15 protein-coding genes and 2 pseudogenes are annotated in these 22,673 nt (G+C 64.4%); 9 read left to right on the forward strand and 8 right to left on the reverse strand.

Annotated elements, in window-relative coordinates:
• The first annotated feature begins 122 nt into the window (after window positions 1-122).
• Window positions 123-1,589: a pyruvate kinase gene (gene pyk / locus XpopCFBP1817_RS05485; RefSeq protein ID WP_128416338.1), complete on the forward strand. Its 1,467-nt coding sequence runs from the start codon at window positions 123-125 to the stop codon at window positions 1,587-1,589.
• 526 nt (window positions 1,590-2,115) lie between these two features.
• Window positions 2,116-3,120 carry a class I fructose-bisphosphate aldolase gene (locus tag XpopCFBP1817_RS05495; RefSeq protein WP_128416340.1) on the forward strand — a complete coding sequence of 335 codons (1,005 nt, stop codon included), beginning with the start codon at window positions 2,116-2,118 and terminating at the stop codon, window positions 3,118-3,120.
• Between the two features lie 159 nt (window positions 3,121-3,279).
• Here XpopCFBP1817_RS05495 and XpopCFBP1817_RS05500 read toward each other — a convergent pair.
• From XpopCFBP1817_RS05500 to cobA, 4 genes and pseudogenes are all read right to left on the reverse strand, one after another.
• Window positions 3,280-3,819: pseudogene (locus XpopCFBP1817_RS05500) on the reverse strand (O-acetyl-ADP-ribose deacetylase).
• Between the two features lie 196 nt (window positions 3,820-4,015).
• Window positions 4,016-4,459, reverse strand: a complete 444-nt coding sequence (locus XpopCFBP1817_RS05505; RefSeq protein WP_128416341.1) for a methyltransferase — start codon at window positions 4,457-4,459, stop codon at window positions 4,016-4,018.
• Between the two features lie 305 nt (window positions 4,460-4,764).
• Complete coding sequence (gene cysK / locus XpopCFBP1817_RS05510) at window positions 4,765-5,724, reverse strand: cysteine synthase A (RefSeq protein ID WP_128416342.1); 960 nt, start codon at window positions 5,722-5,724, stop codon at window positions 4,765-4,767.
• Window positions 5,725-5,740: 16 nt separating this feature from the next.
• A complete protein-coding gene (gene cobA / locus XpopCFBP1817_RS05515) occupies window positions 5,741-6,946 on the reverse strand; it encodes a uroporphyrinogen-III C-methyltransferase (protein ID WP_128416343.1) in 1,206 nt (401 codons plus the stop codon).
• 163 nt (window positions 6,947-7,109) lie between these two features.
• Here cobA and XpopCFBP1817_RS05520 point away from each other — a divergent pair, with 163 nt between their 5' ends.
• The gene (locus XpopCFBP1817_RS05520; protein WP_128416344.1) at window positions 7,110-8,093 is read left to right on the forward strand and encodes a LysR family transcriptional regulator; all 984 of its coding nucleotides are present in this window, start codon (window positions 7,110-7,112) and stop codon (window positions 8,091-8,093) included.
• Window positions 8,094-8,695: 602 nt separating this feature from the next.
• Entirely contained in the window at window positions 8,696-8,977 is a 282-nt protein-coding gene (locus tag XpopCFBP1817_RS05530; protein WP_128416345.1) for a hypothetical protein, read from the forward strand.
• A gap of 464 nt (window positions 8,978-9,441) precedes the next feature.
• On the opposite strand, the gene XpopCFBP1817_RS05535 is transcribed toward XpopCFBP1817_RS05530, so the two are convergent.
• Window positions 9,442-10,638: a GAF domain-containing sensor histidine kinase gene (locus XpopCFBP1817_RS05535; RefSeq protein WP_128416346.1), complete on the reverse strand. Its 1,197-nt coding sequence runs from the start codon at window positions 10,636-10,638 to the stop codon at window positions 9,442-9,444.
• A gap of 277 nt (window positions 10,639-10,915) precedes the next feature.
• Between XpopCFBP1817_RS05535 and XpopCFBP1817_RS05540 the strand changes: the two are divergent.
• The 3 genes and pseudogenes from XpopCFBP1817_RS05540 to XpopCFBP1817_RS05550 form a co-directional block, all read left to right on the forward strand.
• Window positions 10,916-11,350: pseudogene (locus XpopCFBP1817_RS05540) on the forward strand (DUF2946 family protein); the annotation flags it as partial.
• 194 nt (window positions 11,351-11,544) lie between these two features.
• Window positions 11,545-13,548, forward strand: coding sequence for a TonB-dependent receptor (locus XpopCFBP1817_RS05545; protein WP_167393838.1), 2,004 nt, complete (start codon window positions 11,545-11,547; stop codon window positions 13,546-13,548).
• Window positions 13,548-15,224 carry a PepSY-associated TM helix domain-containing protein gene (locus tag XpopCFBP1817_RS05550; protein WP_128416349.1) on the forward strand — a complete coding sequence of 559 codons (1,677 nt, stop codon included), beginning with the start codon at window positions 13,548-13,550 and terminating at the stop codon, window positions 15,222-15,224. The genes XpopCFBP1817_RS05545 and XpopCFBP1817_RS05550 overlap by 1 nt, the downstream gene beginning before the upstream one ends.
• Here XpopCFBP1817_RS05550 and XpopCFBP1817_RS05555 read toward each other — a convergent pair whose 3' ends face one another.
• The 3 genes from XpopCFBP1817_RS05555 to XpopCFBP1817_RS05565 form a co-directional block, all read right to left on the reverse strand.
• Window positions 15,225-15,950, reverse strand: coding sequence for a phosphoadenylyl-sulfate reductase (locus XpopCFBP1817_RS05555; protein ID WP_128416350.1), 726 nt, complete (start codon window positions 15,948-15,950; stop codon window positions 15,225-15,227). It lies immediately after the preceding gene.
• On the reverse strand, window positions 15,947-17,653 hold the full coding sequence (gene cysI, locus XpopCFBP1817_RS05560) for an assimilatory sulfite reductase (NADPH) hemoprotein subunit (protein ID WP_128416351.1): 1,707 nt from the start codon (window positions 17,651-17,653) through the stop codon (window positions 15,947-15,949). The genes XpopCFBP1817_RS05555 and cysI overlap by 4 nt, the downstream gene beginning before the upstream one ends.
• 108 nt (window positions 17,654-17,761) lie before the next feature.
• Window positions 17,762-19,609 (reverse strand): assimilatory sulfite reductase (NADPH) flavoprotein subunit, encoded by a 1,848-nt coding sequence (locus XpopCFBP1817_RS05565; protein WP_128416352.1) that lies wholly within the window; start codon window positions 19,607-19,609, stop codon window positions 17,762-17,764.
• A 178-nt stretch (window positions 19,610-19,787) separates the two neighbouring features.
• On the opposite strand from XpopCFBP1817_RS05565, the gene cysD reads away from it, so the two are divergent.
• The gene (gene cysD, locus XpopCFBP1817_RS05570) at window positions 19,788-20,696 is read left to right on the forward strand and encodes a sulfate adenylyltransferase subunit CysD (protein WP_128416353.1); all 909 of its coding nucleotides are present in this window, start codon (window positions 19,788-19,790) and stop codon (window positions 20,694-20,696) included.
• Complete coding sequence (cysN, locus tag XpopCFBP1817_RS05575; RefSeq protein WP_128416354.1) at window positions 20,696-22,672, forward strand: sulfate adenylyltransferase subunit CysN; 1,977 nt, start codon at window positions 20,696-20,698, stop codon at window positions 22,670-22,672. The genes cysD and cysN overlap by 1 nt, the downstream gene beginning before the upstream one ends.
• Window position 22,673: the final 1 nt, after the last annotated feature.

A 22,673-nucleotide genomic window follows, 5' to 3' on the forward strand; every position in this document is an offset into this window, starting at 1 on the left:
AGCGTACGTACTGTCTCGCACTGTCTTCGGACATGCCGGAATGCAAGGGTGGCTATGCCGTAATGCCATCCTGGGTAGGTGACGCGTGTGTTAAGTTTCGCGGCTTTTACAGGGAGGCCATCATGAAAGAACGCCAACGCCGCACCAAAATCCTCGCAACGCTTGGACCGGCCACGGATCCCCCCGGTGTGCTGGACGCTTTGTTCAAGGCGGGCGTCAACGTGGTGCGCCTCAATTTCAGCCACGGCGATCCGTCCGGCCAGGCCAAGCGTGCGGCCGAAGTACGCGCCGCTGCAGTGCGTGTCGGTGCCGAGGTCGGCATCCTGGCCGATCTGCCCGGCCCGAAGATCCGCATTGAGCGCTTTGCCGAAGGCAAGATCAAGCTGATCATGGGCGAGCGCTTCGACCTGTTGGCCGATGCCAATGCCCCGGCCGGCGACCAGCATCAGGTGGGCGTCAGCTACCTGGGCTTGCCGCAGGACGTGGCTGCGGGCGATGTGCTGCTGCTGGACGATGGTCTAGTGCAGCTGCAGGTGACCGAAGTGCAGGGGCAGCGCATCGTCACCACGGTGCTCAACGATGGCGTGTTGTCCGACCGCAAGGGCTTGAACAAGCAGGGCGGCGGGTTGTCGCTGGGCGCGCTGACCGAGCGCGACAAGGAATTGATCGGCATCGTCGCCAAGATCGGTGTGGACTTCATCGCAGTGTCGTTCTGCCGCAATGCCGAAGACATGAACGACGCGCGTCGCATCGCACGCCAGCACGGCTGCGATGCCGCGCTGGTGTCCAAGATCGAGCGCACCGAAGCGATCGAGAACCTGGTCGAGATCGTCGAAGCCTCCGACGTGGTGATGGTGGCGCGCGGCGATTTGGGTGTGGAAATCGGCGATGCCGAATTGCCGGGTCTGCAGAAGAAGATCATCCGCGAATCGCTGGCGCAGAACAAAGTGGTGATCACCGCCACGCAGATGCTGCAGTCGATGGTGGAAAGCCCGATCCCAACCCGTGCCGAAGTGCTCGACGTGGCCAATGCGGTCATCGACGGCACCGACGCGGTGATGCTCTCGGCCGAAACCGCTGCCGGTGCCTATCCGGTGCGTGCGGTGGAAGCGATGGCGCGCATCTGTCTGGGTGCCGAGCGCCAGTTCGAGTTCGACACCGACTTTGAAGCGGCGCAACGCAATCTGCAGCGCGCCGACCAGGCGATTGCGATGGCGACGATGTTCCTGTCCGAGCACATCGGTCTGGCCGGTGTGGTCGCATTGACCGAATCCGGCGGCACCCCGCGTTACCTGTCGCGCTTCCGCTCCAACATGCCGATCTACGCGTTCACCCGTCACGATGGCGCACGCCGCCACATGGCGATGGTGCGTGGCGTGTTCCCGATCAGCTTCGACAGCCGCGGCCTCACCCCGCGCGAGGCCGCACGTGCGGCGATCCGTCTGCTGGTGGAGAACGAGCGCATGGGACCTGGCGACCGCGTGGTGTTCACCAGCGGCGAGCATATGGAAACCCATGGCGCCACCAACACCTTGCGTCTGCTGGAAGTGGGCGAAGACGGCCGCGCCAGCGGATTGGGCGAGCTATAGTCACGCTTGTGTCGTGATGACATCGCGCGTCTGTGAAACGCGCGATGTGCGATGCAATCGCGAGTGCCGACACAACGGCGGCCTGCGGGTCGCCGTTGTGCCGTGTCGGATTTTTCGGGTGGTGTTTATTGCCGATGGTTTGCGCAGGCGAGGCGCCATAGAAGACGCCATGCACGCACCAGTTCGATGCGTTGTCGGTACACATCCCGCTGCAACTTCAAGCGGCCAGGATCTGTGTGCAAACACGTGCTGCGTGACTTCAAGCACCCGGGTCGTTAGTTGTGCTGGCATGACCACCACACACACATCTACATCGAACATGCCAATGCCTTGTCCCGTCTGCTGTCTTGCCAGCGATGACATCGGCAACAAGCATTGTCGGCACGCATACACATCGCGATGCGCGCCGCGCCACACATCCTGTCATGCAGGACACGTGTAATCGGTTGCAGACATTCCGTGAAGCAATGTGTACGACTTTCGTCGCTATACTTTCGTTCTCCCCCGCAGCTGCCACAGGAACTACATGAGCATCGAACAGCTTGCCGAAACCGCCCAGGCCATGGTCGCCCCGGGCAAGGGCATCATCGCCATCGACGAATCGACCAGCACGATCGCCAAGCGTTTTGCCAGCGTCGGCATCGAGAACATCGAAGAAAACCGTCGCGCGTATCGCGAACTGCTGCTGACCACGCCCAAGCTGAGCGATTACATCTCCGGCGCCATCCTGTTCGACGAGACCATCCGTCAGAAGACCAAGGACGGCGTGCCGTTCGCCAAGTACATGGCAGACCACGGCATCATCCCGGGCATCAAGGTCGACAAGGGCGCGCAGCCGCTGGCCGGCATGCCGGGCGAGCTGGTCACCGAAGGCCTGGACGGTCTGCGTGCACGCCTTGAGGAGTACTACACGCTGGGCGCGCGTTTCGCCAAGTGGCGTGCAGTCATCAACATCGGCGAAGACATGCCGTCAGGCACCTGCATCGAGGCCAATTCGCATGCGCTGGCGCGTTACGCCGCGCTGTGTCAGGAGCAGGGCCTGGTGCCGATGGTCGAGCCGGAAGTGATCATGGACGGCAACCACGACATCGAGACCTGCTACGAAGTCACCGAAGCCACGCTGCGTTCGCTGTTCGGCGCACTGTATGAGCAAAATGTCGTGCTCGAAGGCACCATCCTGAAGGCCTCAATGGTCATCTCCGGCAAGGGCTGCGAAGAACAGGCCGGTGTGGAAGAAGTCGCCGAGTCCACTGTGATGTGCCTGAAGTCGACCGTACCGGCGATCCTGCCGGGCATCGTGTTCCTGTCCGGCGGCCAGAGCGACGAGCAGTCCACTGCGCACCTCAACGAGATGCACCAGCTCGGCAATCTGCCGTGGCCGCTGAGCTTCTCCTATGGCCGTGCGATGCAGCAGGCCGCACTGAAGCTGTGGGCCAAGGACATGACCGGCAACGTCGCCAAGGCGCAGCAGATCATCTATGAGCGCGCCAAGGAAAACGGTCTGGCCGCGCTGGGCAAGTGGAAGGGCTGATCGGTTTGTTGGCCGCTCCTGGTCCGGATCAACCGTAAGAAAAAACGCCGGCAGCAATGCCGGCGTTTGCGTTTGAACCGATCGAGCAGTTTCTGCGTCGCCCCCAAACGCAACGAGCGCCTCACGGCGCTCGTCATCTTCAACCTGTAACTCCGTGCCTCAGGCGGGAGCAGTTTCCTGTGCAGCAAGCGCTTGCTGATACGCCTTGAAGGTCGCTTCGTTGTAGGCCACCAGCACGATGTGCTTGGGCACCTGGTGCGAACGCTGTCAAGCACGCGTTTCGGTAACGGCGATGCGCACGGCCTGATACAGCGGATAGCCGTAAATGCCGCAGCTGATCGCCGGGAACGCGATCGAATGCAGCAGCATCTGCTCGGCCAGTTTCAACGACTGCCAATAGCAGTTGGCGAGTTGTTCCGGCTCGTTGTGTTTGCCATCGCGCCACACCGGGCCGACGGTGTGGAACACATGGCGGGCCTTGAGATCGAAGCCGTCGGTGATGCGAATTTCGCCGGTGGGGCAGCGCACGCCTGGACGCACTTGCGGCAGCGCCTCGCAGGCTTGCAGCAGGCGCGGGCCGGCTGCGTGATGGATGGCACCATCCACGCCGCCACCGCCAAGCAGTGATTCGTTGGCGGCATTGACGATGACGTCGATGTCGAGTTCGGTGATGTCGCCTTGCCAGACTTCGATCTTCATGGCGCGATAGTTAGAGGGTGCGCATGAGCAACGCGTTATGGGGCACGCGTTGCGGAAGGGGCACGCTAGCGCCCATTCATCTCAGCCACTGCGACTGCCTGAGCGTGCGTGCGTCGACGGCAGACGGACCACGCGAACGCGCCGATGCGATTGATCTGCTCAATCGCATCGCAGCGATGTCATCGACGATCGAGGACTACAACCAGCGCCTGACGCGCGCGCAATAGGCGCTGTAATGGCGGCCGAATTCGCTGCGCAGACGCGCTTGTTCGAATGGGATGACGTAGAGCTGCAGGGCGAGCCATGGCAGCGGAAACAACGCGACCGCCCACAGCAGACCAAGTTGCAGACACAGGACGCCATAGCTCAGCACCAGTGCCAGATACATCGGGTTGCGGGTGAAGCGATACGGGCCGTCGAGCACCAGCCGCGAAGGATGGACGTTGGGCATGATGGTGGTGCGGCGACGCGCGAACAGGATGAAGCAGCTCACCGCCAGTGCCAGCCCGAGACCGGCGATCACGCCGCCGGATAGTTCGATCCAGGCCAACGGCGTTGGCGCAGGCAATGGCAGGTCCAACGCGCTTTGCAGCCAGGCACCTAAGCCTAGTGCCAGCGCAAAGTGAGCAGGCGAGGTGATCTTGACCAGCCATGGCGCCCGAAGCGCGGGTGTTGCTGTGTCTATATGGCCGATTGCTCACGACGGTTCTCCCTGCATCACGGCTGCCACCCTAACGTTTCCTTGACATGGGCGGGAGTGCGCGGGCGCCGCAGTGCAAGCTGCTCCGCACAGAGCGATCTACAAAAAGCTTGGCGGTGTCCGACGTCTCTGCGGCAATGCGCGAGTGCATGCTGAAGAAGGCGAGGGCGATGACTGGAACGACGACAAGCAAACAGGCCGCGCTGTGGGCGCGGCCTGTGCCTGCAAACACACAACCTGAGCGATCAGGGCAGACCAGCCAACCAATCGTCGTCGGAGCCTTCGTTGATATCGGCGAACAGCGGCGTGGAAAAGTAACGCTCGCCGGTATCGGGCAGCATCGCCAGCACCACCGCGCCGGGCACCGCGCTTTCGGCCACGCGCAATGCGGTGGCGACGGTGGCGCCGCCGGAGATGCCGGTGAAGATGCCTTCTTCGGCGGCCAGGCGGCGCGCCACGCTGATCGCGTCGGTGTCTTCCACGCTGAGCACTTCGTGTGCGACATCGCGGTTGAGCACTTCGGGCACGAAGTCAGGGGTCCAGCCCTGAATCTTGTGGGGCTTCCAGTCCTGGCCTTGCAGCAATGCGGCTCCGGCCGGCTCGGTGGCGGTGATGCGCACTTCCGGGCGAGCCACGCGCAGCACTTCGCCCACACCGGTGAGCGTGCCGCCTGTGCCCCAGCCGGTGACGAAATGGTCCAGCCGGTGGCCGGCGAAGTCGCGCAGGATTTCCGCCGCAGTGGTGTTGCGGTGATAGGCAGGATTGGCCGGGTTGGCGAACTGGCTGGCCAAAAACCAGCCGTGCTGCTCGGCCAGTTCCTTGGCTTTACGCACCATGCCGCTGCTGCGCTCGGCGGCCGGGGTCAGGATGACCTTGGCGCCATACGCGCGCATCAGTTTGCGGCGCTCGATGGAGAAGGTTTCCACCATGGTGGCGACGAATTTGTAGCCGCGTGCGGCGGCCACCATTGCCAGCGCCACACCGGTATTGCCGGAGGTGGCCTCGACAATCGTGTCGCCTGGCTTGAGCAGGCCGCGCTGCTCGGCGTCCAAAACGATCGCCAGCGCCAGCCGGTCCTTGACCGAGCCGCCCGGATTGAACGCCTCGACCTTGACGTACAGGGTCACGTGCTCGGGTGCGAGGCGATGGAGTTTGACCACCGGGGTAAGCCCGATGGTGTCGAGGATGTTGTCGTACAGGGCCATGGGGTCTCCGTCGGGATCAGGCTGCGTGGGCGAGTGTGGGCGCGTCGGGCGTTGGACCAAGTGAGTGCAGAGGCGGCTGCCCGGTCAGCGGCGGCGCGCCGAACCAGTGCAATGTCGCGGCAAGCGCGGTCACCTCGCCAAGGATCAGCAGCGCAGGTGCCTGCACCGCATGCTGCTGCGCGATGGCAGCAAGGCTGGCGAGGGTGCCGGTAATCACGCGTTGCTGCGGGCGTGAGCCGTTTTCCACCAGCGCGAACGGCGTGGCGGGCGCGCGGCCGGCCTGCAGCAGGCGCTGCTGGATGCCGTCCAGGCCCGCCACACCCATGTAGAAGGCCAGGGTCTGGCGTTCCTGGCCGAGCGCGTGCCAGTCGAGCGTGTCCAGCGACTCCTTGCAGTGTGCGGTGATCAGCCGCAGCGATTGCGCGTGGTCGCGATGTGTGAGCGGAATGCCGGCGTAGGCGGCGCAGGCGATCGCGGCGGTGATGCCGGGAATGACCTGGAAGCCGATACCGTGCGCGCGCAGGAATTCAAGCTCTTCGCCGCCACGGCCGAACACGAACGGGTCGCCGCCTTTCAGGCGCACGACGCGGCGACCGGCGCGCGCATGCTCGCGCATCAACGCGTGGATCTGCTCCTGGCGGGTGCTGTGTCCCTGCGCTGACTTGCCGACTTCCACGCGCAGTACGTCGCGACGTGCAAGCCGCAGGATCTGCGGGCTGACCAGGCGATCAAAGAGCAGCACATCGGCCTGGCGTAGCGCGCGCAACGCATGCCGGGTGAGCAGGCCGGGATCTCCGGGGCCGGCGCCGACCAGGGTCACGCTGCCGGGGGACAGCGTGCCGACCACGGTGCGCTTTGCCGGGGAACGTACTGGTGTCGCTGTGGAAACGGCCGGCGCGGCATCGTGCGTGAGCAGGCGCCGCGCGGTTGCCGCAGCGCGCAAGGCGTCGTTGAGTTCGGCTGCCTCGCTGGCGGCGATGGTCAGCCAGACCGGGTGATCGGGCAATTCCAGCCATGCCGGGTCGAACCGGCCCGACAACCAGCGCAGCTGCCCGGCCTGCGCCCAGTTGCGCAATTGCGGGGTGAGTTCCGGTGCGCCCACCAGCGGCAGCGCGCCGGCCTGCAGCAACGCGGCCGTGGTGCGCTCGGCATCGCCGCCGCCGCCGATCACCAGGACGGCTCGGCCACACAGGTCGGCAAGGAGCGGGAACACAGAGGGCACGAACGAAGGATTCCGAAGGCAGGGCGAGACCGTAACGCCGGCATATAGCGGTCGGAAATGACTTCATACACCCTGAAAATAGCGTTCGGTTATAAGCTGACCTGCAGAACTCCTCTACAGTCGAGTCCTTCGTGGCGCCTCGCGCTTTTTTGGATGTAAGCCCATGACGCTGACCCAACTTCGTTATCTGGTCGCCATCGCCGATGCCGAGCTGAACATTACGCTCGCCGCCGCACGCGTGCATGCGACCCAGCCCGGTCTGTCCAAGCAGCTCAAGCAGCTGGAGGACGAGCTGGGTTTTCTGTTGTTCGTGCGCAAGGGGCGCAGCCTGGACGCGGTGACGCCGGCTGGCGTGGAAGTGATCGAATGCGCGCGCTCGGTGCTCTCGGAAGCCAATAATATCCGCACCTATGCGGCCAACCAGCGCCGCGAGAGCCAGGGGCAGCTGACCTTGACCACCACCCACACCCAAGCGCGCTTCGTGCTGCCGCCGGCAGTGGCGCAGATCAAGCACGCCTACCCGCAGGTCAGCGTGCATCTGCAACAGGCCGCCGAAAGCGCGGCGCTGGATCTGCTCAGCCAGGGCGATGCTGACATCGCCGTGGTCAGCACCGCCGGAGGCGAGCCGAGCGCCGGCATCGCGGTGCCGCTGTATCGCTGGCGTCGGCTGGTGATCGTGCCGCGCGGCCATCCGCTGGATCAGGCACGCACCGCGCCGGACATGCAGGCGTTGTCGCAGTACCCGTTGATCAGTTACGAATCTTCCACGCGGCCGGGCTCGTCGCTGAAGCGCGCGTTTGCACAAGTCGGGCTGGAGCCGAGTATCGCGCTGACCGCGCTGGATGCGGACCTGATCAAGACCTACGTGCGAGCCGGGCTCGGCGTTGGCCTGTTGGCGGAGATGGCGGTCAGCGCCAACGACGAGGATCTGCGCGCCTGGCCGGCACCGGCGCCGATTGCCAATTGCATCGCCTGGGCGGTGCTGCCGCGCGACCGCGTGCTGCGCGATTATGCGGTGGACCTGGTGCATGTGCTGGCGCCGCAGATCGACAAACGCGATCTGCGGCGGGTGCTGGATGGCAACCAGGCGCCGAATTGGCCGCTGCCGCCGACCTGGGAATCGCTGACCCAGACCATTACCAGCTGAGCGGCCCATCGAAGGCTGCACTGCGTGTCAACCAAACTTGCTCACGACGTCTGCTGTGTTTTTGAGAATGCTTTGGTCACTGGGGGGCGCTTGCGCGCGTGCCAGCGTGGGACACGCCGCAAGTACGTCCATTTAGGTGCATCTATGCCGCAACAGGTCCCACGCCGGTACGCGCGTATGCTGTCGGTGTCTGCAGGAAAAGCGAAGGTATTGCTTGCCCATCAGCAGCCGCAGAGGGTGGAGGCGTGGTGCCGTATCCGGGTGCGGCACCGTGTGGCGGCATGGATGCCGCCACCGAGCCTACAAAGACGTACTTGCCGCGTGTCCCGCTCCCGGATGCGGCACCGCGCACCGATCGACGCTGCAGACGACGTCTGCCTGTTTCATGGGATTGCTTCGGTTGCTGCGGACGCTTGCATGTGTACCAGCATGAGACATGCCGCAAGTACGTCCACTTAGCAACTGTGCGACTGCATCATGCTGGCGGTCAGTGTTCGGAATCGATAGGAACTGTTATTACACTGCGGTCTGAGCGCGGGGTGTACCGATTCCGGTTGTCTGCGCGCGCGATCCCTGTTCGCCACTGTGAGGCACTGCAACCGATGACCGAGCCGCAACGTCCGCCTCTCAGCCGGCTATGGTCGCCCGACCAGGACGGCGGCATGTCGTTGCAGTTGTCCGCCAGTGTCGAGGGGCGCGAGCAGGCATTGCTGACAGTGCTGGCCGACCCGCATCACGAAGCGTTATGGGTGGCAGTGCAGGCCGGCGGCACGCAGGTGCAAATTCTGCTGGCGGTGCTGCGCCAACTGCTGGAGGTCGCGGCGGAAGAGGTGCATTCGGCACAGTGGTTTGCGCGGCAGGACGCCCCCGAACCTGAGCTTTGACGGCCTCATCTATTGCACGTGTGACCGCATCTGGATGCTGCACTGCAACGTAAGCGTTGACGAAAAACCTTAACGCGATCAACAGCATGCGCGCACGCTCGCGGTAACACCAGAACACGCTGTCAGTGATTCTCCCTACACGTGTCAGGGCTGCCGGGCCGGCGTTGTCGGCACGCATCAAGTTGCGCGCTGCGCTGTCGAAAACCCTTATGGCAACCATAACGCGACGCTCTCTGACGTCTAGGGGTGGACGGTGCAGGACCGGCGATGCAGACCTCGCATGGTTGGTCTGTTTGGTGGTGTGGTCGAGGGGTTGCTAGCGCTGTCGCATCATCGTTGCGCGAGGCTGCGTGATGGCGCGGCCTCGCGCACCCGGGTCCCTTGGGAGAGGCCTGGCGTGCTTGGCGGCGGATCCGGGTCAGGGGCTCGGGTCCGCCTTTTTTTGCGCGAAGCAAACGCTGCAATTAAGCCAGCGGGATGCGCACCGAGAAGCAGGTGCCGCCTGCAGGGCGCAGGCGCACGTCCACCTCGCAGCCCAGGGTTTCGGCGGTGCGGTGCACGATCCAGAGACCGATGCCTAGCCCTTCGCTGTTCGGGTCGGCCTGGCGAAAGGCCTGGAACACCTGGTCGGGCTGTTCCAGGTTCAAGCCGATGCCGCTGTCGATGATTTCCACCACGGCGTAGCCGGGCCGGCGGCGGGCGCCGACCAGCACGCGCCCACGTTCGGTGTAGTTGACCGCATTTGCAACCAGGTTGCCGATCAGCGTGGTCAGCAGCGTGGGGTGGCTGCGCACGCGCAGCGAGGTGGGCACGTGGTGCAAGGCCAGAGACTTGTTGACCGCCGGCTGCCGCCACACGCCGAGCACCGCGTGCAGCACGTCTTCCAGTGCCAGCGGCTGCAGATCCGGTGAGGCCGCCTTGCTGGTGGCGGCCAACGTGGCCAGTTCGTCGAGGCTCCGCCCGACCAGGCCGATCGCATCGCGCGCGGTCACCAGGGTGGGGACGGAGTCGACATTGGCGTGCCGGCGCATCTTGTCGATGGCATAGGCCGCAGTGCGCAGCGGGGTCTTCAGATCGTGCCCGGCGATGGCCATCAGACGTCTGCGATAGTGGTCGGACTCTTCGGCGATCAGCAGCGCGCGGCGCAGTTCCAGCTGCGCCATGGTCTGGCGTGCCAGCGCGCGCAGCGCTTCGACCTGTTCGTCGGTGAGCTGGCGCGGTTGCCGGTCCAGCACGCAGACCGTGCCAAGCGGCAGGCCTTCGCTGGTCTTGAGCAAGGCACCGGCATAAAAACACAGTGGCACCTCGCTGGTGACCAGCGGGTTGCGTGCAAAGCGGCTGTCTTCGCGCGTGTCGGGTACCACCATTACGTCGTTGTCGAGCAGCGCATGCGCGCACATCGACTTGAACAGCGGCGTCTCGCGCTCGCCCATGCCCAACTCGCTCTTGAACCATTGACGGTCGGCGTCCACCAGGCTGATCAGCGCGATCGGGGTCTGGCAGATGATCGAAGCCAGCTTGGTGATGTCTTCGAATGCGGCTTCGCGTGGCGTATCGAGAATGCCGTAGCTGCGTAGCGCCTGAAGGCGTAACGCTTCGCTCGCTGGTTTGGGCGCGCAGGGAAAATGCTCAGCCGCTTGATCGGACAGGACGGTGCTCATGCGCGCGCAGGAATGGATGTGGATAAGCGACAAGCATAGGGCATGGCAGGGGCCACCATGTGCGCGCGATCACGCGCACTGATAGAACTGTGACTGCCAGCCTCTACAGTGGAAGCGGCGTTTGGGTGTGTTTGCGGTGTCGTGGCGCAGATCGTGCAGGGTATTGCCGCTGGTAGGAGCTGAGGCGAGGGTGGTTGCGACGCGCCAGGGTGCGACATCCGGTCGCGCACCTGCCGCAACCATCGCCCCGCGGCATGCAGCGGCTTACACTCACGCGATGCGTTCGTTGCGTCGCCACCGTTGGCTGCACCTGCTTGCCTGTCTGGCGGTGGCGCTGATGCTGGTGGCGCCCCTGATCAGCCGTTGGAGCCAGGCGCAATCCGCCGAACCGATGTGCATGAGCGGGCCGGCACTGGGCATGGGCGGTTCGCTGCATACGGATCACCGAGCCATGTTGGCGCAGACTGCCGCGCATCAGCACGATAGCGTCGTGTCGCCAGCCAAGCCGCAAACCGGCAAACATGCTGCCGCCACGCACGGCGAAGCCTGCGATTACTGCGTGCTGGCCGCGCGCCTGCTGCCGTGGCTGGCGCTGGTGGTGCTGTGTTTGCTGCAGATCCGGCCGGCCCCGGTGCCCGTGCACACCCATGCACACACAGGGCCGGTAGTGCGCTGGGCCGCACTCGGGGCACGTGGGCCACCGCACACGGCTAGGTCTGGTCCCATCGCGAGCGTCCGCTACGTTTTGTTTACTGCGCGCCTGATCTCAGGCGTGCCTTCACGCAACTGCGTGGGCGACTCGCGTTCTGATTGATGCCTGTGTCCGCTGTATCGCCGCGGCGCACGGCGGTGTTGCCGTGCCGGCACGGCGAAGGGTTGGTCATGCGATTGCGATTGTTGAAAACGCTGTGGTACGCGCCGTCGTTGGCGCTGGTGTGGGGGCCTGCCGTATCGGTGCAAGCACAGGATGCGGCATTGACGCTGGGCAAGGTGCAGGTGAGCGCGCAGACCCGGCGCAGCCCGAGCACGGCACGCGTGCTGAGTTCGGTGAATGTGATCGGCGGCGAGCTGCTGCACGACCAGCATGTGGACTACAGCTGGGAGCTGCTGATGCGCGCGCCTGGTGTGCAGGTCACCCAGTTCCGCATGGGCACCGATGCGGGGCGGTTCTCGTTCCGTGGCTTCAATGGCGAGGGGCGGATCAATGCGGTCAAGCTGCTGATCGACGGCATCCCCAGCAACGACAATGCCGGTGGCATGCCGTATCTGGATGCGGTGTTTCCCCAGGACATCAGCGCGATCGAAATCGTGCGCGGCACCAACGAGGCACGCTACGGCTTGAACGCGATTGCCGGCAGCGTGGATGTGCTGACCCGCACCGGTGGCAACGACGGTCGCCTGAGCGCGACGGCCGGCAGTTTCGGTGCGCGCGAGGTGCAGTTGAGCAAGGGCATCGAACATGGCGCTTGGAGCCAGAACTACGTACTGGCGTGGCGCGATTCCGATGGCTACCGCGACCATGCCGACGCGCGCAAACGCAGCGTGGCCGGCAAGTGGTTCTACACCGACCCAGATGGCGTCTTCCGTACCGGGCTCACCACGCGTTACTACGACAACCATGCGCTGGAAGCGGGTTATCTGGATGCGGCCACCGCGCGTGCTGTGCCGCGCAGTTCGCCGAGTTATGCGCAAGACGATCGCAGCGAACGTCAGGTTCGGCAGACCGCCTTGCAGGCGGACGGCACGCTGGGTGGCGATGCGCAGTGGAGCGCGAAGGCCTACCAGAACGACTACCGCAATCGTCGCTGGGTGCGGTTTTCCGCCGCCGGCCTGCAGCAGGAGCGCGATACCGATGAAACCCATCGCGGGGTGTTGCTGCGTGGTAACTGGCAGCCCGACTGGGGTGCGCTGAGCGCCAACCTGGAAGCCGGCTTGGATGCGCAGTGGCAGGACAATCAGTCGCAGCGTTACCGCACCGTGGCACGCGTGCGCGGTGCACAATTGCGCGATTGGCATTACGACCTGCGCACGCGCGGTGCCTATGTGCAAGCGGTGCTGACGCCGATCGAGCGCCTGCAGTTGGTGCCGGGCTACCGCATCGACCGCGTCGATGGGCAGCTGCACGATGTGGGCGCCGGCATCGATGCGCCCACCTACGATTACGGCGCCATCAAACAACCCAAGCTCAGCGCTAGCTATCGGCTGGCCGAGCGCAGCAGCGTGTATGCGAACTGGGGGCGCACCTTCCAGATCGGCAGCGGCGATGGTACGTATCGCCGCCAGCCCGGCAATCTGGGCCCATCGATCAACGATGGCTGGGAGGCCGGTTTCAAGTTCGCCCCATCGGCGGTGATGGACGGTCGCCTGGCGTATTGGGAACAACGCGCCTCTGGCGAAGTTGCGACGATTCTGGGAGTGAACGGGGTGGCCGGTGTCGGCGATGTGGCCAATGTGGGGCGCACGCTGCGGCGCGGTTGGGATGCGCAACTGAATCTGCAGCCGGCCGAACACTGGCGTGCCTGGCTATCGTACTCGCGGCAAAAGGCGAGCATCGCCACGCCGGACCCGAGTGCGCCCGCGACGCGCGGCAAGGAGATCGAAAACGTGCCTCACTGGCTGGCGACTGCCGGACTGGAGTGGCAGCTCAATTCGGCCGTGCAGCTCAGCGCCTGGGGCAATGCGCAAGGCGATTATTATCTGGAACGCAGCAACACGCTGGGCCGTACCGGTGGCTATGCATTGCTCAATCTGGGCGCGCGCTGGAACGTGGATGCGCGCAATGCGCTCAGCCTGCAACTGCGCAATGTCACCGATCGCGCGTATGTGTACGCCTGGTACGACAGCGGTAGTTCTGGTTATTCGCCTGGCGATGGGCGTGCGTTGTCGCTGTCGTGGGATTGGAGCTTCTGATGCGCGTATCGACTGCACAAGATGCTGTGACCGAGCTGGGTCAAGACAGCCGCTGGCGTTTCTATCGCGCGGTGTGGCGCTGGCATTTCTATGCAGGTTTGCTGGTGCTTCCCTTCATTAGTTGGCTGGCGCTGACCGGTGCGGCGTTTCTGTATCAGGACGCGATCGATCGCAGCGTGCACCATGGGTTGAAAGTGGTGCCGGTGGGCGGGGCGCGTGTGTCTGCGCAGCAACTGGTCGATGCGGCGCAGCGCGCATATGCCGGCACGTTGTTCCGTTACACCACGCCCAAACGCGCCGATGCCAGTGCCGAAATCGGGTTGGTGGATGCGCAAGGTGCGCGACAAGTGGTGTATGTAGACCCGTATCGCGCACGCGTGCTTGGCACGCTGCCCGAGCATGGCACGTGGGCCTGGACGATTCGTCGGCTGCACAGCCTTGAGTTGATCGGGCCGTTTGCGCGTGGGTTGATCGAAATGTCGGCTGGCTGGGCGATCGTGCTGGTGCTGACCGGTGTGTATCTATGGTGGCCGCGCGGGCGACGCGGCGGGGTGGTCAGTGTGCGCGGCAAGCCGACGCAACGGGTGTTCTGGCGTGATGTACATGCGGTTACTGGTGCGAGTGTGGGCGCTGTGTTGCTGTTTCTGGCGCTGACCGGCATGCCGTGGTCGTGGTTATGGGGCGCGCAGGTCAATCGCTGGGTCAATGGGCACGATTTTGGGTATCCGCTTGGGCTACGGGTGCAGCAGCCGATGTCGCAGCAGCGGTTGTCCGATACGACCGATCCGGCGTGGTCGTTGCGGCAGGCGCGTGTGCCGGAGTCTGTTGTGCCCGAGCGCGAAGCTGTTGGATTGGATGAGGGGTTGCGTGACGGGCAGGTGGGAGGGCTGCGAGCAGACGCAGTGCGTGCGACCGACCCTCACCACGACCGCCGCTCCGCCCCCCGGCCCGCGCTAGCAGCGCGGGCGCTCCAAGGCACGCGCGCCAGTGGCGCCCAAGCAGTGCCTTATCTCCCCGAGGGGAGAGGGGCTAGCCTGCGTGCTGCTCATGCAGATCAATTAGAACATTCGGACCACTCAGAGCACTCAGGCGACTTAGACCCGTCAGAGAAGCCAGAGCACGCGGCCCACGGTGGCACGGGCAGTGTCGCTGCGCCCGAACACGGGGCAATCGGGTTGAATACGGCGATGGCGCGGTTCGCTGCGCTCGGCATTGCGCCGGGCTACAGCGTGTCACCGCCGCGCGGCACGACCGGCGTCTATACCGCCTCGGTGTATCCTGCCGATCTGACACGTCAGCGCGTGATCCATCTGGATCAGTACAGCGGTGCGGTGCTGCTGGACATGACGTATCGCGATTACGGGCCGATGGGGCGCGCGCTGGAATGGGGCATCAATGTGCACCTGGGCCAGCAATACGGCACTGCCAATCAGCTGATCCTGTTGCTGGCGTGCGCGGCGATCGTGCTGTTGTGCGTGAGCGCTGCAGTGATGTGGTGGAAACGTCGCCCGCTCGGCGGGCTGGGTGTGCCGCCACTGCCGGCTGATTCAGGCACGTTGCGCGGTCTGATGCTTTTGTTGGTGCTGTGCGGGCTGATCTTCCCGCTGGTCGGCGTGTCGTTGTTACTGATGTGGCTGTTGGATCGTTACTGGATCGGCCGAACGCAGCGCCGTTGATCAGATGTCCTCATGGATGCCGCACTCACGCTTCAACCCGAAGAAACGCGTGTCTTCTTCGCGCATGCCCGGTTCCCAGCGGCGCGTGGTGTGGAAGTCGCCGATGGACACGTAGCCTTGTTCCCACAGCGGGTGATACGGCAGGTCGTGCGCCTGCAGGTAGTGCCACACGTCGCGGTCGGTCCAGTCGGCAATCGGGCTGACTTTGTAGCGCTCGCCGCGTTTTTGCACGATCGGTGTCTGCGCGCGGCCGCCGGACTGGCTGCGGCGCAGGCCGGTGAACCAGGTACCCACGTTGAGTTCGTCCAACGCGCGCCGCATCGGCTCGACCTTGCGCAGGTTGTTGTACTGATCGATGCCGACCATGCCCTGTTCCCACAGGCGGCCGTGGCGCGCCTCCATCCAGGCACGGCTGACCAGCGGGCGATAGACCTTGAGATTGAGCTTGAGCCGGTCTGCCAGCGCGTCGGCAAACCGGTAGGTTTCCGGGAACAGGTAACCGGTATCGATCAGGATCACCGGAATGTCCGGGCGCTGCTGGGTGAGCAGGTGCAAGGTGACCGCCGACTGTGCGCCGAAACTGGACGATAGCGCAACGTTCTGCGGCCCATTCTGCAGCGCCCAGGCCACACGGGCATCCGCTTGCAGCGTTTCCAAATGCGTATTGAGTGCGTCCAGATCGTCCAGTGGGGACGTGGTGATCGATGCAGCAGGCAGCGCGGTCATGCGAGCAATTCCAGGTCGAGGTGGCGGTGTGTGGGGTAGGGCGGCAGTGCGATCAGGCCGCTGCGATGCAGGAAGTCGCCGAAGCCTTCGTCGCCGGCCTGGTCGCGTTCGGCCGCATAGCGGGCCAGCAGCGGTTCGAGTGCGGCGAGAATGTCCGCTTCGGTGATGTTTTCGCGGTACAGCGTGTTCAGGCGCTGGCCACGGCGATCGCCACCCAGCATCAGGTTGTAGCGGCCCGGTGCCTTGCCCACCAGTGCGATCTCGGCCAGATACGGGCGCGAGCAGCCATTGGGGCAGCCGGACAGGCGCAGCACGATCGGTGTGTCCGCTAGCCCATGCTGTTGCAGCAACGGTTGCAAGGCGGCGCTGAAGTCGGGCAGATACCGCTCGGCCTCGGCCATCGCCAGACCGCAGGTGGGCAGCGACACGCAGGCCAATGCGCCGCGGGCCAGCGCAGTGGGCGCGCGATTGCCTGCATCCAGCGCGTATTGCACCACCAAGGCATCGACGCGTGAGCGCTCGCTAGCCAGCACGCCGGCGATGACCAGGTTCTGATTGGGCGTCATGCGGAATTGCCCGACGTTCAATTTCGCAATCGCACGCAGGCCGCTCAGATGTGCAGCGGTCTTGGTATCGGCGATGCGCCCGGCCGGCAGTGACAGGGTCAGATGCCATAGCCCGTCTTCGCCTGCGACCCAGCCGTAGCGATCGCCGTTGTGCTCGAACGCAAACCGCTGCGCCGGCTGAAGCGCGAAACCGGCGCGGCGTTCGATCTCTGCCACGATGGTGTCCAGACCGTGATCGTCGATGGTGTACTTGAAGCGCGCGCGTTTGCGCACTGCGCGGTTGCCGAAGTCGCGTTGGGTGGTGACCACCGCAGTAGCGACATCCAGCAACTGATCGCGGGTGACAAAACCAATGACGTTGGCCACGCGCGGCCAGGTCTCTGCATCTCCGTGGCTTGCGCCCATGCCGCCGCCGATGCTGACGTTGTAGCCGAGCAGTTCGCCCTCGCGCAGGATCGCGATAAAACCAAGATCGTTGGCGAACACGTCCACATCGTTGAGCGGCGGCGCGGCGAAACCGATCTTGAATTTGCGCGGCAGATATCGGTTGCCGTAGATCGGTTCCTCTTCGCTGCCGGAGCCGGAGACGCGCTCTTCGTCCAGCCAGATTTCGTAATACGCACGCGTATTCGGCAACAGATGCTCGGACACGCGCGCAGCATCGGCATACAGCGTGGCATGCGCCTGCGACAGCAGCGGGTTCGCTGCGACCTGCACATTGCGATTGACATCGCCGCACGCAGCCAGCGTATCGATCAAGGTTGCGTTGATCGCCTGCATGGTCGCCTTGAGTTCGCGCTTGATCACGCCATGGAACTGGAACGCCTGGCGCGTGGTAATGCGCAGCGAATGATTGGCGTACCGCGTGGCGATGCTATCCAGTGCCAACCACTGCGTGGGTGAGATCACCCCGCCCGGCGTGCGGGTGCGGATCATGAACTGATACGCCGGCTCAAGCTTCTGCCGACGGCGCTCATCGCGGATATCGCGGTCGTCCTGTTGATAGCTGCCGTGGTACTTGATCAGGGTCTGATCGTCCTCACGCAACGCACCGGTCACCGCATCGGCCAGGCTCTTTTCCAGCGACCCGCGCAGACGGCGACTTTCGGATTTGATGTCTTCGACGGAGTGGCTCATGGGAGTCGGGAATCGGCAATAGGGAATCGTAAGAAGCGGCGTGGTCTATCGAGAAAATTCAGTTGTTGGCTGTACCCGGTCCAGATTCTCCATTCCAGATTTCCGGCATTAATAGACATCGCGCGCATACCGTCCCTCCACTTGCAGTTGGGTGAGGTACGCTGCTGCGGCTTCCGCATCGAGGGCGCCGTGGGCGGCGACGATGTCGAGCAGGGAGGTGTGCACGTCCTTGCCCATGCCGATGGCGCCGCATACATACACATGTGCACCACCTTGCAGCCAGGCGTAGACCTCGGCGCCGCGCGCGCGCAGGCGGTGGTGCACGTAGATTTTTTCGGCCTGATCGCGTGAGAACGCCACTTCCAGCGCGTGCAACTCGCCGCGCTGCAAGGCCTGTTGCCATTCGGCTTGATACAGGAAATCGGTATTGAAATGCTGGGCACCGAAGAACAGCCAGTTGCGTCCCTTTGCGCCGCTTTCGGCGCGTTCCTGTACGAAGCTGCGGAACGGTGCCACGCCGGTGCCGGGGCCGATCATCAAAATGTCGCGGTCAGGATTGGCGGGCACGCGGAAGCGTTCGTTCGGCTCGATGTAGACCGGTGCGGTGTCGCCTTCGCGCAGTGCAGCGAGAAAGCCGCTGGCCGAGCCCAGATGCGCATGCCCGTGCGCCTGATACGTGAGTTCGTCCACGACCAGATGCACTTCTTCGCCCACGCGCTTGCGGCTGGAGGCGATCGAGTACAGGCGTGGGGTGAGCGGACGCAGGGTGGCCAGCAGGCTGTCATGGTCCCAATCCGCCGGCCAGCGTCGCAGCACGTCGATCAACTGGTGATCGGCGAGCAATGACGCCAGGCCGGCGGTCTGGGTCGGGGTGAGCAGCGCTTGCAGCTCGTCGGCGCGCGCACGCTCGGCGTGTGCGGCCAGCAGCGGCCGCGACAGCTTGGTCAGTTCGCGCTGGGTGGCCAGCCATTCGTGCAAGGCCAGAGTCTCATCGCCGAGGGTGACCGCGGTATGACCATCCAGGCGCAGCGTCTCCAGCACCGCATCCACCAGCGCGGGCGGATTGCGATGACGGATACCCAGCGCATCGCCTGGATCGTAGTTCAGCCCGCTGCCTTCCAGCGAAAATTCCAGATGACGCACGCGCTTACCTGGCAAGCCATACACGCGAAATTGCGGCCCCTTGAAGTCGCGCCCGCTGATGATCTGGTTGGCCAGCACCTCTGCAGCGAACGGGTGCTGATGCGACCACACCGGCGCAGCTGCACTACTGCGCAAGGGCGTGATGGTGGCCGAGGGCGGGCCGCTCTTGAGTTGCTCACGTGCATGCGTGAGTGCCTGCGCACGCCAGGGCGCAGCGACGCTGTCGATATCCAGATCGGCTTCGCCACGCGGCTGTACGCGGCTGCCGCCAAGTTCGGCCAGGCGATCATCGATACGCCGCGCGATACCGCAGAAATCCGCATAACTGGAATCGCCCAGGCCGAGCACTGCGTACTTGAGCTCGGGTAACTTGGGTGCGCGCCGGCTGGCCAGAAATTCGACCAACCCGATCGCATCGTCCGGCGGGTCGCCTTCGCCCTGGGTGCTGATGACCACATACAACAAGCGTTCGCTGGCGAGGTCGCGGGTGGGATAGGCGTCGGCGCGCAGCAAGCGCACGCTAAGCCCGGCGCCCTCGGCCTCGGCGGCCAGTTGCTCGGCTTGCCGGCGGGCATTGCCGGTCTGACTGCCGTACAGCACGGTCAGGCGTTGGCTCGCTTGCGCGATCGCGTGCGGCTGGCCGCCAGGCAAGACGGCCAGCGAACGCGGCGGATGCCCTTGTGCCAGGCCGGCGGCATAGCCGGACAGCCACCACAGCGATGCGGCATCCAGGCCCTCGACCAACCGTTCCAGCAGCGCTTTGCGCTCGTCGGGCAAGGGGCTGGGCGGTAGCGCAGAACTGACGGCGGTCATTCGGATCCGGGTGCTTCGATGAGACACGCGATGTTATGGAAATGTTGCAGTCGCCAGAAAGGATGAGCCGTTATCGCGTTATGCCGGCCTGTTATTTCAGTTGGGTATGGCCACACCACACACTGGGCTGCCTGGCCTGCCATTGGTGGGTCTTGCTGCTCACGCCTAAGACGCCCTCATGACTCTGCAGCCCCTGTCACACCTGGATCGGCTCGAAGCCGAAAGCCTTCATATCCTGCGCGAAGTCGCCGCCGAGTTCCTGGCCCCGGTGATGCTGTATTCGGTGGGCAAGGACAGTTCGGTGCTGCTGCACCTGCTGCTCAAGGCCTTCGCGCCATCCCCGCCGCCGATTCCGCTGCTGCATGTAGACACGCGCTGGAAGTTCGGCGAGATGATCGCCTTCCGCGACCAACGTGCGGCCGAGACCGGCGTGGACCTGCGCGTGCACATCAACCCGGACGGCATCGCGCAGAACATCGGCCCGATCAGCCATGGCGCGGCGGTGCATACCGACATCATGAAAACCCAGGGCTTGAAGCAGGCGCTGGAGCAGGGCAGCTTCGATGCGGCCATTGGTGGCGCGCGCCGCGACGAGGAGAAATCGCGTGCCAAGGAGCGGGTGTTCTCGTTCCGCAATGCGCGTCATCGTTGGGACCCGAAGAATCAGCGCCCCGAGTTGTGGAATCTCTACAACGCACGGACCAAGCCTGGCGAGAGCGTGCGCGTGTTTCCGCTCTCCAACTGGACCGAGCTGGACATCTGGTTGTACATCTACCGCGAACACATTCCGGTGGTACCGCTGTACTTCGCCGCGCAGCGCCCGGTGGTGGCACGCGACGGCGCCTGGATCATGGTCGACGACCACCGCTTGCCGTTGCACGAAGGCGAGACGCCGCAACTGCGCTCGGTGCGCTTCCGCACGCTGGGCTGCTATCCGCTGACCGGCGCGATCGAATCGACTGCAGACACGCTGGAGGCGGTGCTCGCCGAGATGCTGGTCAGCACCAGTTCCGAGCGCCAGGGCCGCATGATCGACCATGCGCCCGGTGCATCGATGGAGCAGAAAAAGCTTGAGGGGTATTTCTGATGGGCCGGGAAGGGGGATTGGGGAATGGGAAATCGCAACAGCAGTTCGCTGCAAACGTCGCGACGACGGAGGGCGCCTTTGCCATTCCCGACTCCAGACTCCCGATTCCCGGCGCCATCAGCGCTTACCTGCATCAACACGAATCCAAACCACTGCTGCGCTTCATCACCTGCGGCAGCGTGGATGACGGCAAGAGCACGTTGATCGGGCGCTTGCTATACGACAGCAAGCGCTTGTTCGACGATCAACTTACGGCGCTGGAAAGCGATAGCCGCCGGCATGGCACGCAAGGCGATGGTATCGACTATGCGCTGCTGATGGACGGCCTGGCCGCCGAGCGCGAGCAGGGCATCACCATCGATGTGGCGTACCGCTATTTCGATACCGACCAGCGCAAGTTCATCGTGGCCGATTGCCCTGGGCATGAGCAGTACACGCGCAATATGGCCACCGGCGCGTCCACCGCCGATGTCGCGGTGGTGCTGGTGGATGCGCGCAAGGGGGTGTTGACGCAGACGCGCCGGCACAGCTACATCGTGTCGTTGCTGGGCATCCGGCATGTGGTGCTGGCGGTCAACAAGATGGATCTGGTGGACTACAACGCGCAGGTGTTCGCCGATATCGCCGATGCCTATCGCGTGCTGGCCACGCAGTTGGGCATTGCCGATGTGCAGTGCATTCCGCTATCGGCATTGGATGGCGAAAATCTGTCCAGCCCATCGACGCGGATGCCGTGGTACAGCGGCCCGCATCTATTGCAGCATCTTGAAACCGTGCAATTGGAAGCGCCGGAAGCAGGCAGTGGCTTCCGTCTTCCTGTGCAGTGGGTCAATCGTCCCAACCAGCATTTTCGCGGCTATGCCGGCACCATCGCGGCTGGGCAGGTACGTGTTGGCGATGCAGTGGTGGTGGTGCCGTCTGGGCGCCGAGCGCATGTGGCATCGGTGCTGGATGCCAACGGCGAAGTGGACAGCGCGCGTGCCGGCCAGGCGGTCACGCTGACCTTGCGCGAAGAGATCGACATCAGCCGTGGCGACATCATTGCCGCCGTCGACGACCCGCCGGAAGTGGCCGACCAGTTCGCCGCGCATCTGCTGTGGATGGACGACGCCGCGTTGCTGCCGGGCCGCCCGTACTGGCTCAAGATTGGCACACGCACGGTCACCGTGAGCATCAGCGAGATCAAGCACAAGGTCGATGTGAATACGCAGGAGCGCTTGGCTGCCAAGCGGCTGGAGCTTAACGAAGTGGGCTACTGCAATCTGTCGCTGGACGAGCCGATCGCGTTCTCGCCGTATGCGCGCAACCGTGTGCTGGGCGCTTTTATCCTGATCGATCGACAGAGCAATGCCACGGTGGCCGCCGGCACGCTGGAGTTCGCGCTACGCCGCGCCGGCAACGTGCATTGGCAGCATCTGGATGTGGATCGCGCCGCGCGTGCGCGCATCAAGGGCCAGACCCCGCGCGTGCTGTGGTTCACCGGCTTGTCGGGGGCAGGTAAATCCACCGTTGCCAATCTGGTCGACAAGCGTCTGCATGCGCTGGGCTACCACACCTTCATCCTGGACGGCGACAACGTACGCCACGGGCTCAATCGCGATCTGGGCTTCACCGACGAAGACCGCGTGGAAAACATCCGCCGCGTGGCCGAGGTGGCGCGGCTGATGGCCGATGCGGGCCTGATCGTGCTGGTGAGCTTCATCTCCCCGTTCCGCGCCGAGCGGCAACTGGCGCGCGAGCGCTTCGACCCGGGTGAATTCGTCGAAGTGTTTGTCGATGTGCCGCTCGCGGTCGCTGAAGCGCGCGATGTAAAGGGCTTGTACCGCAAGGCGAGGGCCGGGCAGATCCCCAACTTCACCGGTATCGATTCGCCGTACGAGGCGCCGGAAGCGCCGGAGATCCATCTTCAAACCGATGGTGATAATGTAGAGGCGCTGGCACGCCAAGTGCTCGAGTTTCTTGAATTGGAACGTTGAC

Origin of the sequence: Xanthomonas populi, assembly GCF_002940065.1 — a bacterium.
Classification (GTDB): domain Bacteria; phylum Pseudomonadota; class Gammaproteobacteria; order Xanthomonadales; family Xanthomonadaceae; genus Xanthomonas; species Xanthomonas populi.

Excerpts from the sequence above, each read along its gene's own strand:
- cysI (WP_128416351.1), bottom strand. The coding sequence starts at position 17,653 with ATGAGCCACTCCGTCGAAGACATCAAATCCGAAAGTCGCCGTCTGCGC.
- XpopCFBP1817_RS05495 (WP_128416340.1), top strand. The coding sequence starts at position 2,116 with ATGAGCATCGAACAGCTTGCCGAAACCGCCCAGGCCATGGTCGCCCCG.
- XpopCFBP1817_RS05565 (WP_128416352.1), bottom strand. The coding sequence starts at position 19,609 with ATGACCGCCGTCAGTTCTGCGCTACCGCCCAGCCCCTTGCCCGACGAG.
- cysN (WP_128416354.1), top strand. The coding sequence starts at position 20,696 with ATGGGCCGGGAAGGGGGATTGGGGAATGGGAAATCGCAACAGCAGTTC.
- cysK (WP_128416342.1), bottom strand. The coding sequence starts at position 5,724 with ATGGCCCTGTACGACAACATCCTCGACACCATCGGGCTTACCCCGGTG.
- XpopCFBP1817_RS05520 (WP_128416344.1), top strand. The coding sequence starts at position 7,110 with ATGACGCTGACCCAACTTCGTTATCTGGTCGCCATCGCCGATGCCGAG.
- pyk (WP_128416338.1), top strand. The coding sequence starts at position 123 with ATGAAAGAACGCCAACGCCGCACCAAAATCCTCGCAACGCTTGGACCG.
- XpopCFBP1817_RS05535 (WP_128416346.1), bottom strand. The coding sequence starts at position 10,638 with ATGAGCACCGTCCTGTCCGATCAAGCGGCTGAGCATTTTCCCTGCGCG.
- XpopCFBP1817_RS05550 (WP_128416349.1), top strand. The coding sequence starts at position 13,548 with ATGCGCGTATCGACTGCACAAGATGCTGTGACCGAGCTGGGTCAAGAC.
- XpopCFBP1817_RS05555 (WP_128416350.1), bottom strand. The coding sequence starts at position 15,950 with ATGACCGCGCTGCCTGCTGCATCGATCACCACGTCCCCACTGGACGAT.
- cysD (WP_128416353.1), top strand. The coding sequence starts at position 19,788 with ATGACTCTGCAGCCCCTGTCACACCTGGATCGGCTCGAAGCCGAAAGC.
- XpopCFBP1817_RS05530 (WP_128416345.1), top strand. The coding sequence starts at position 8,696 with ATGACCGAGCCGCAACGTCCGCCTCTCAGCCGGCTATGGTCGCCCGAC.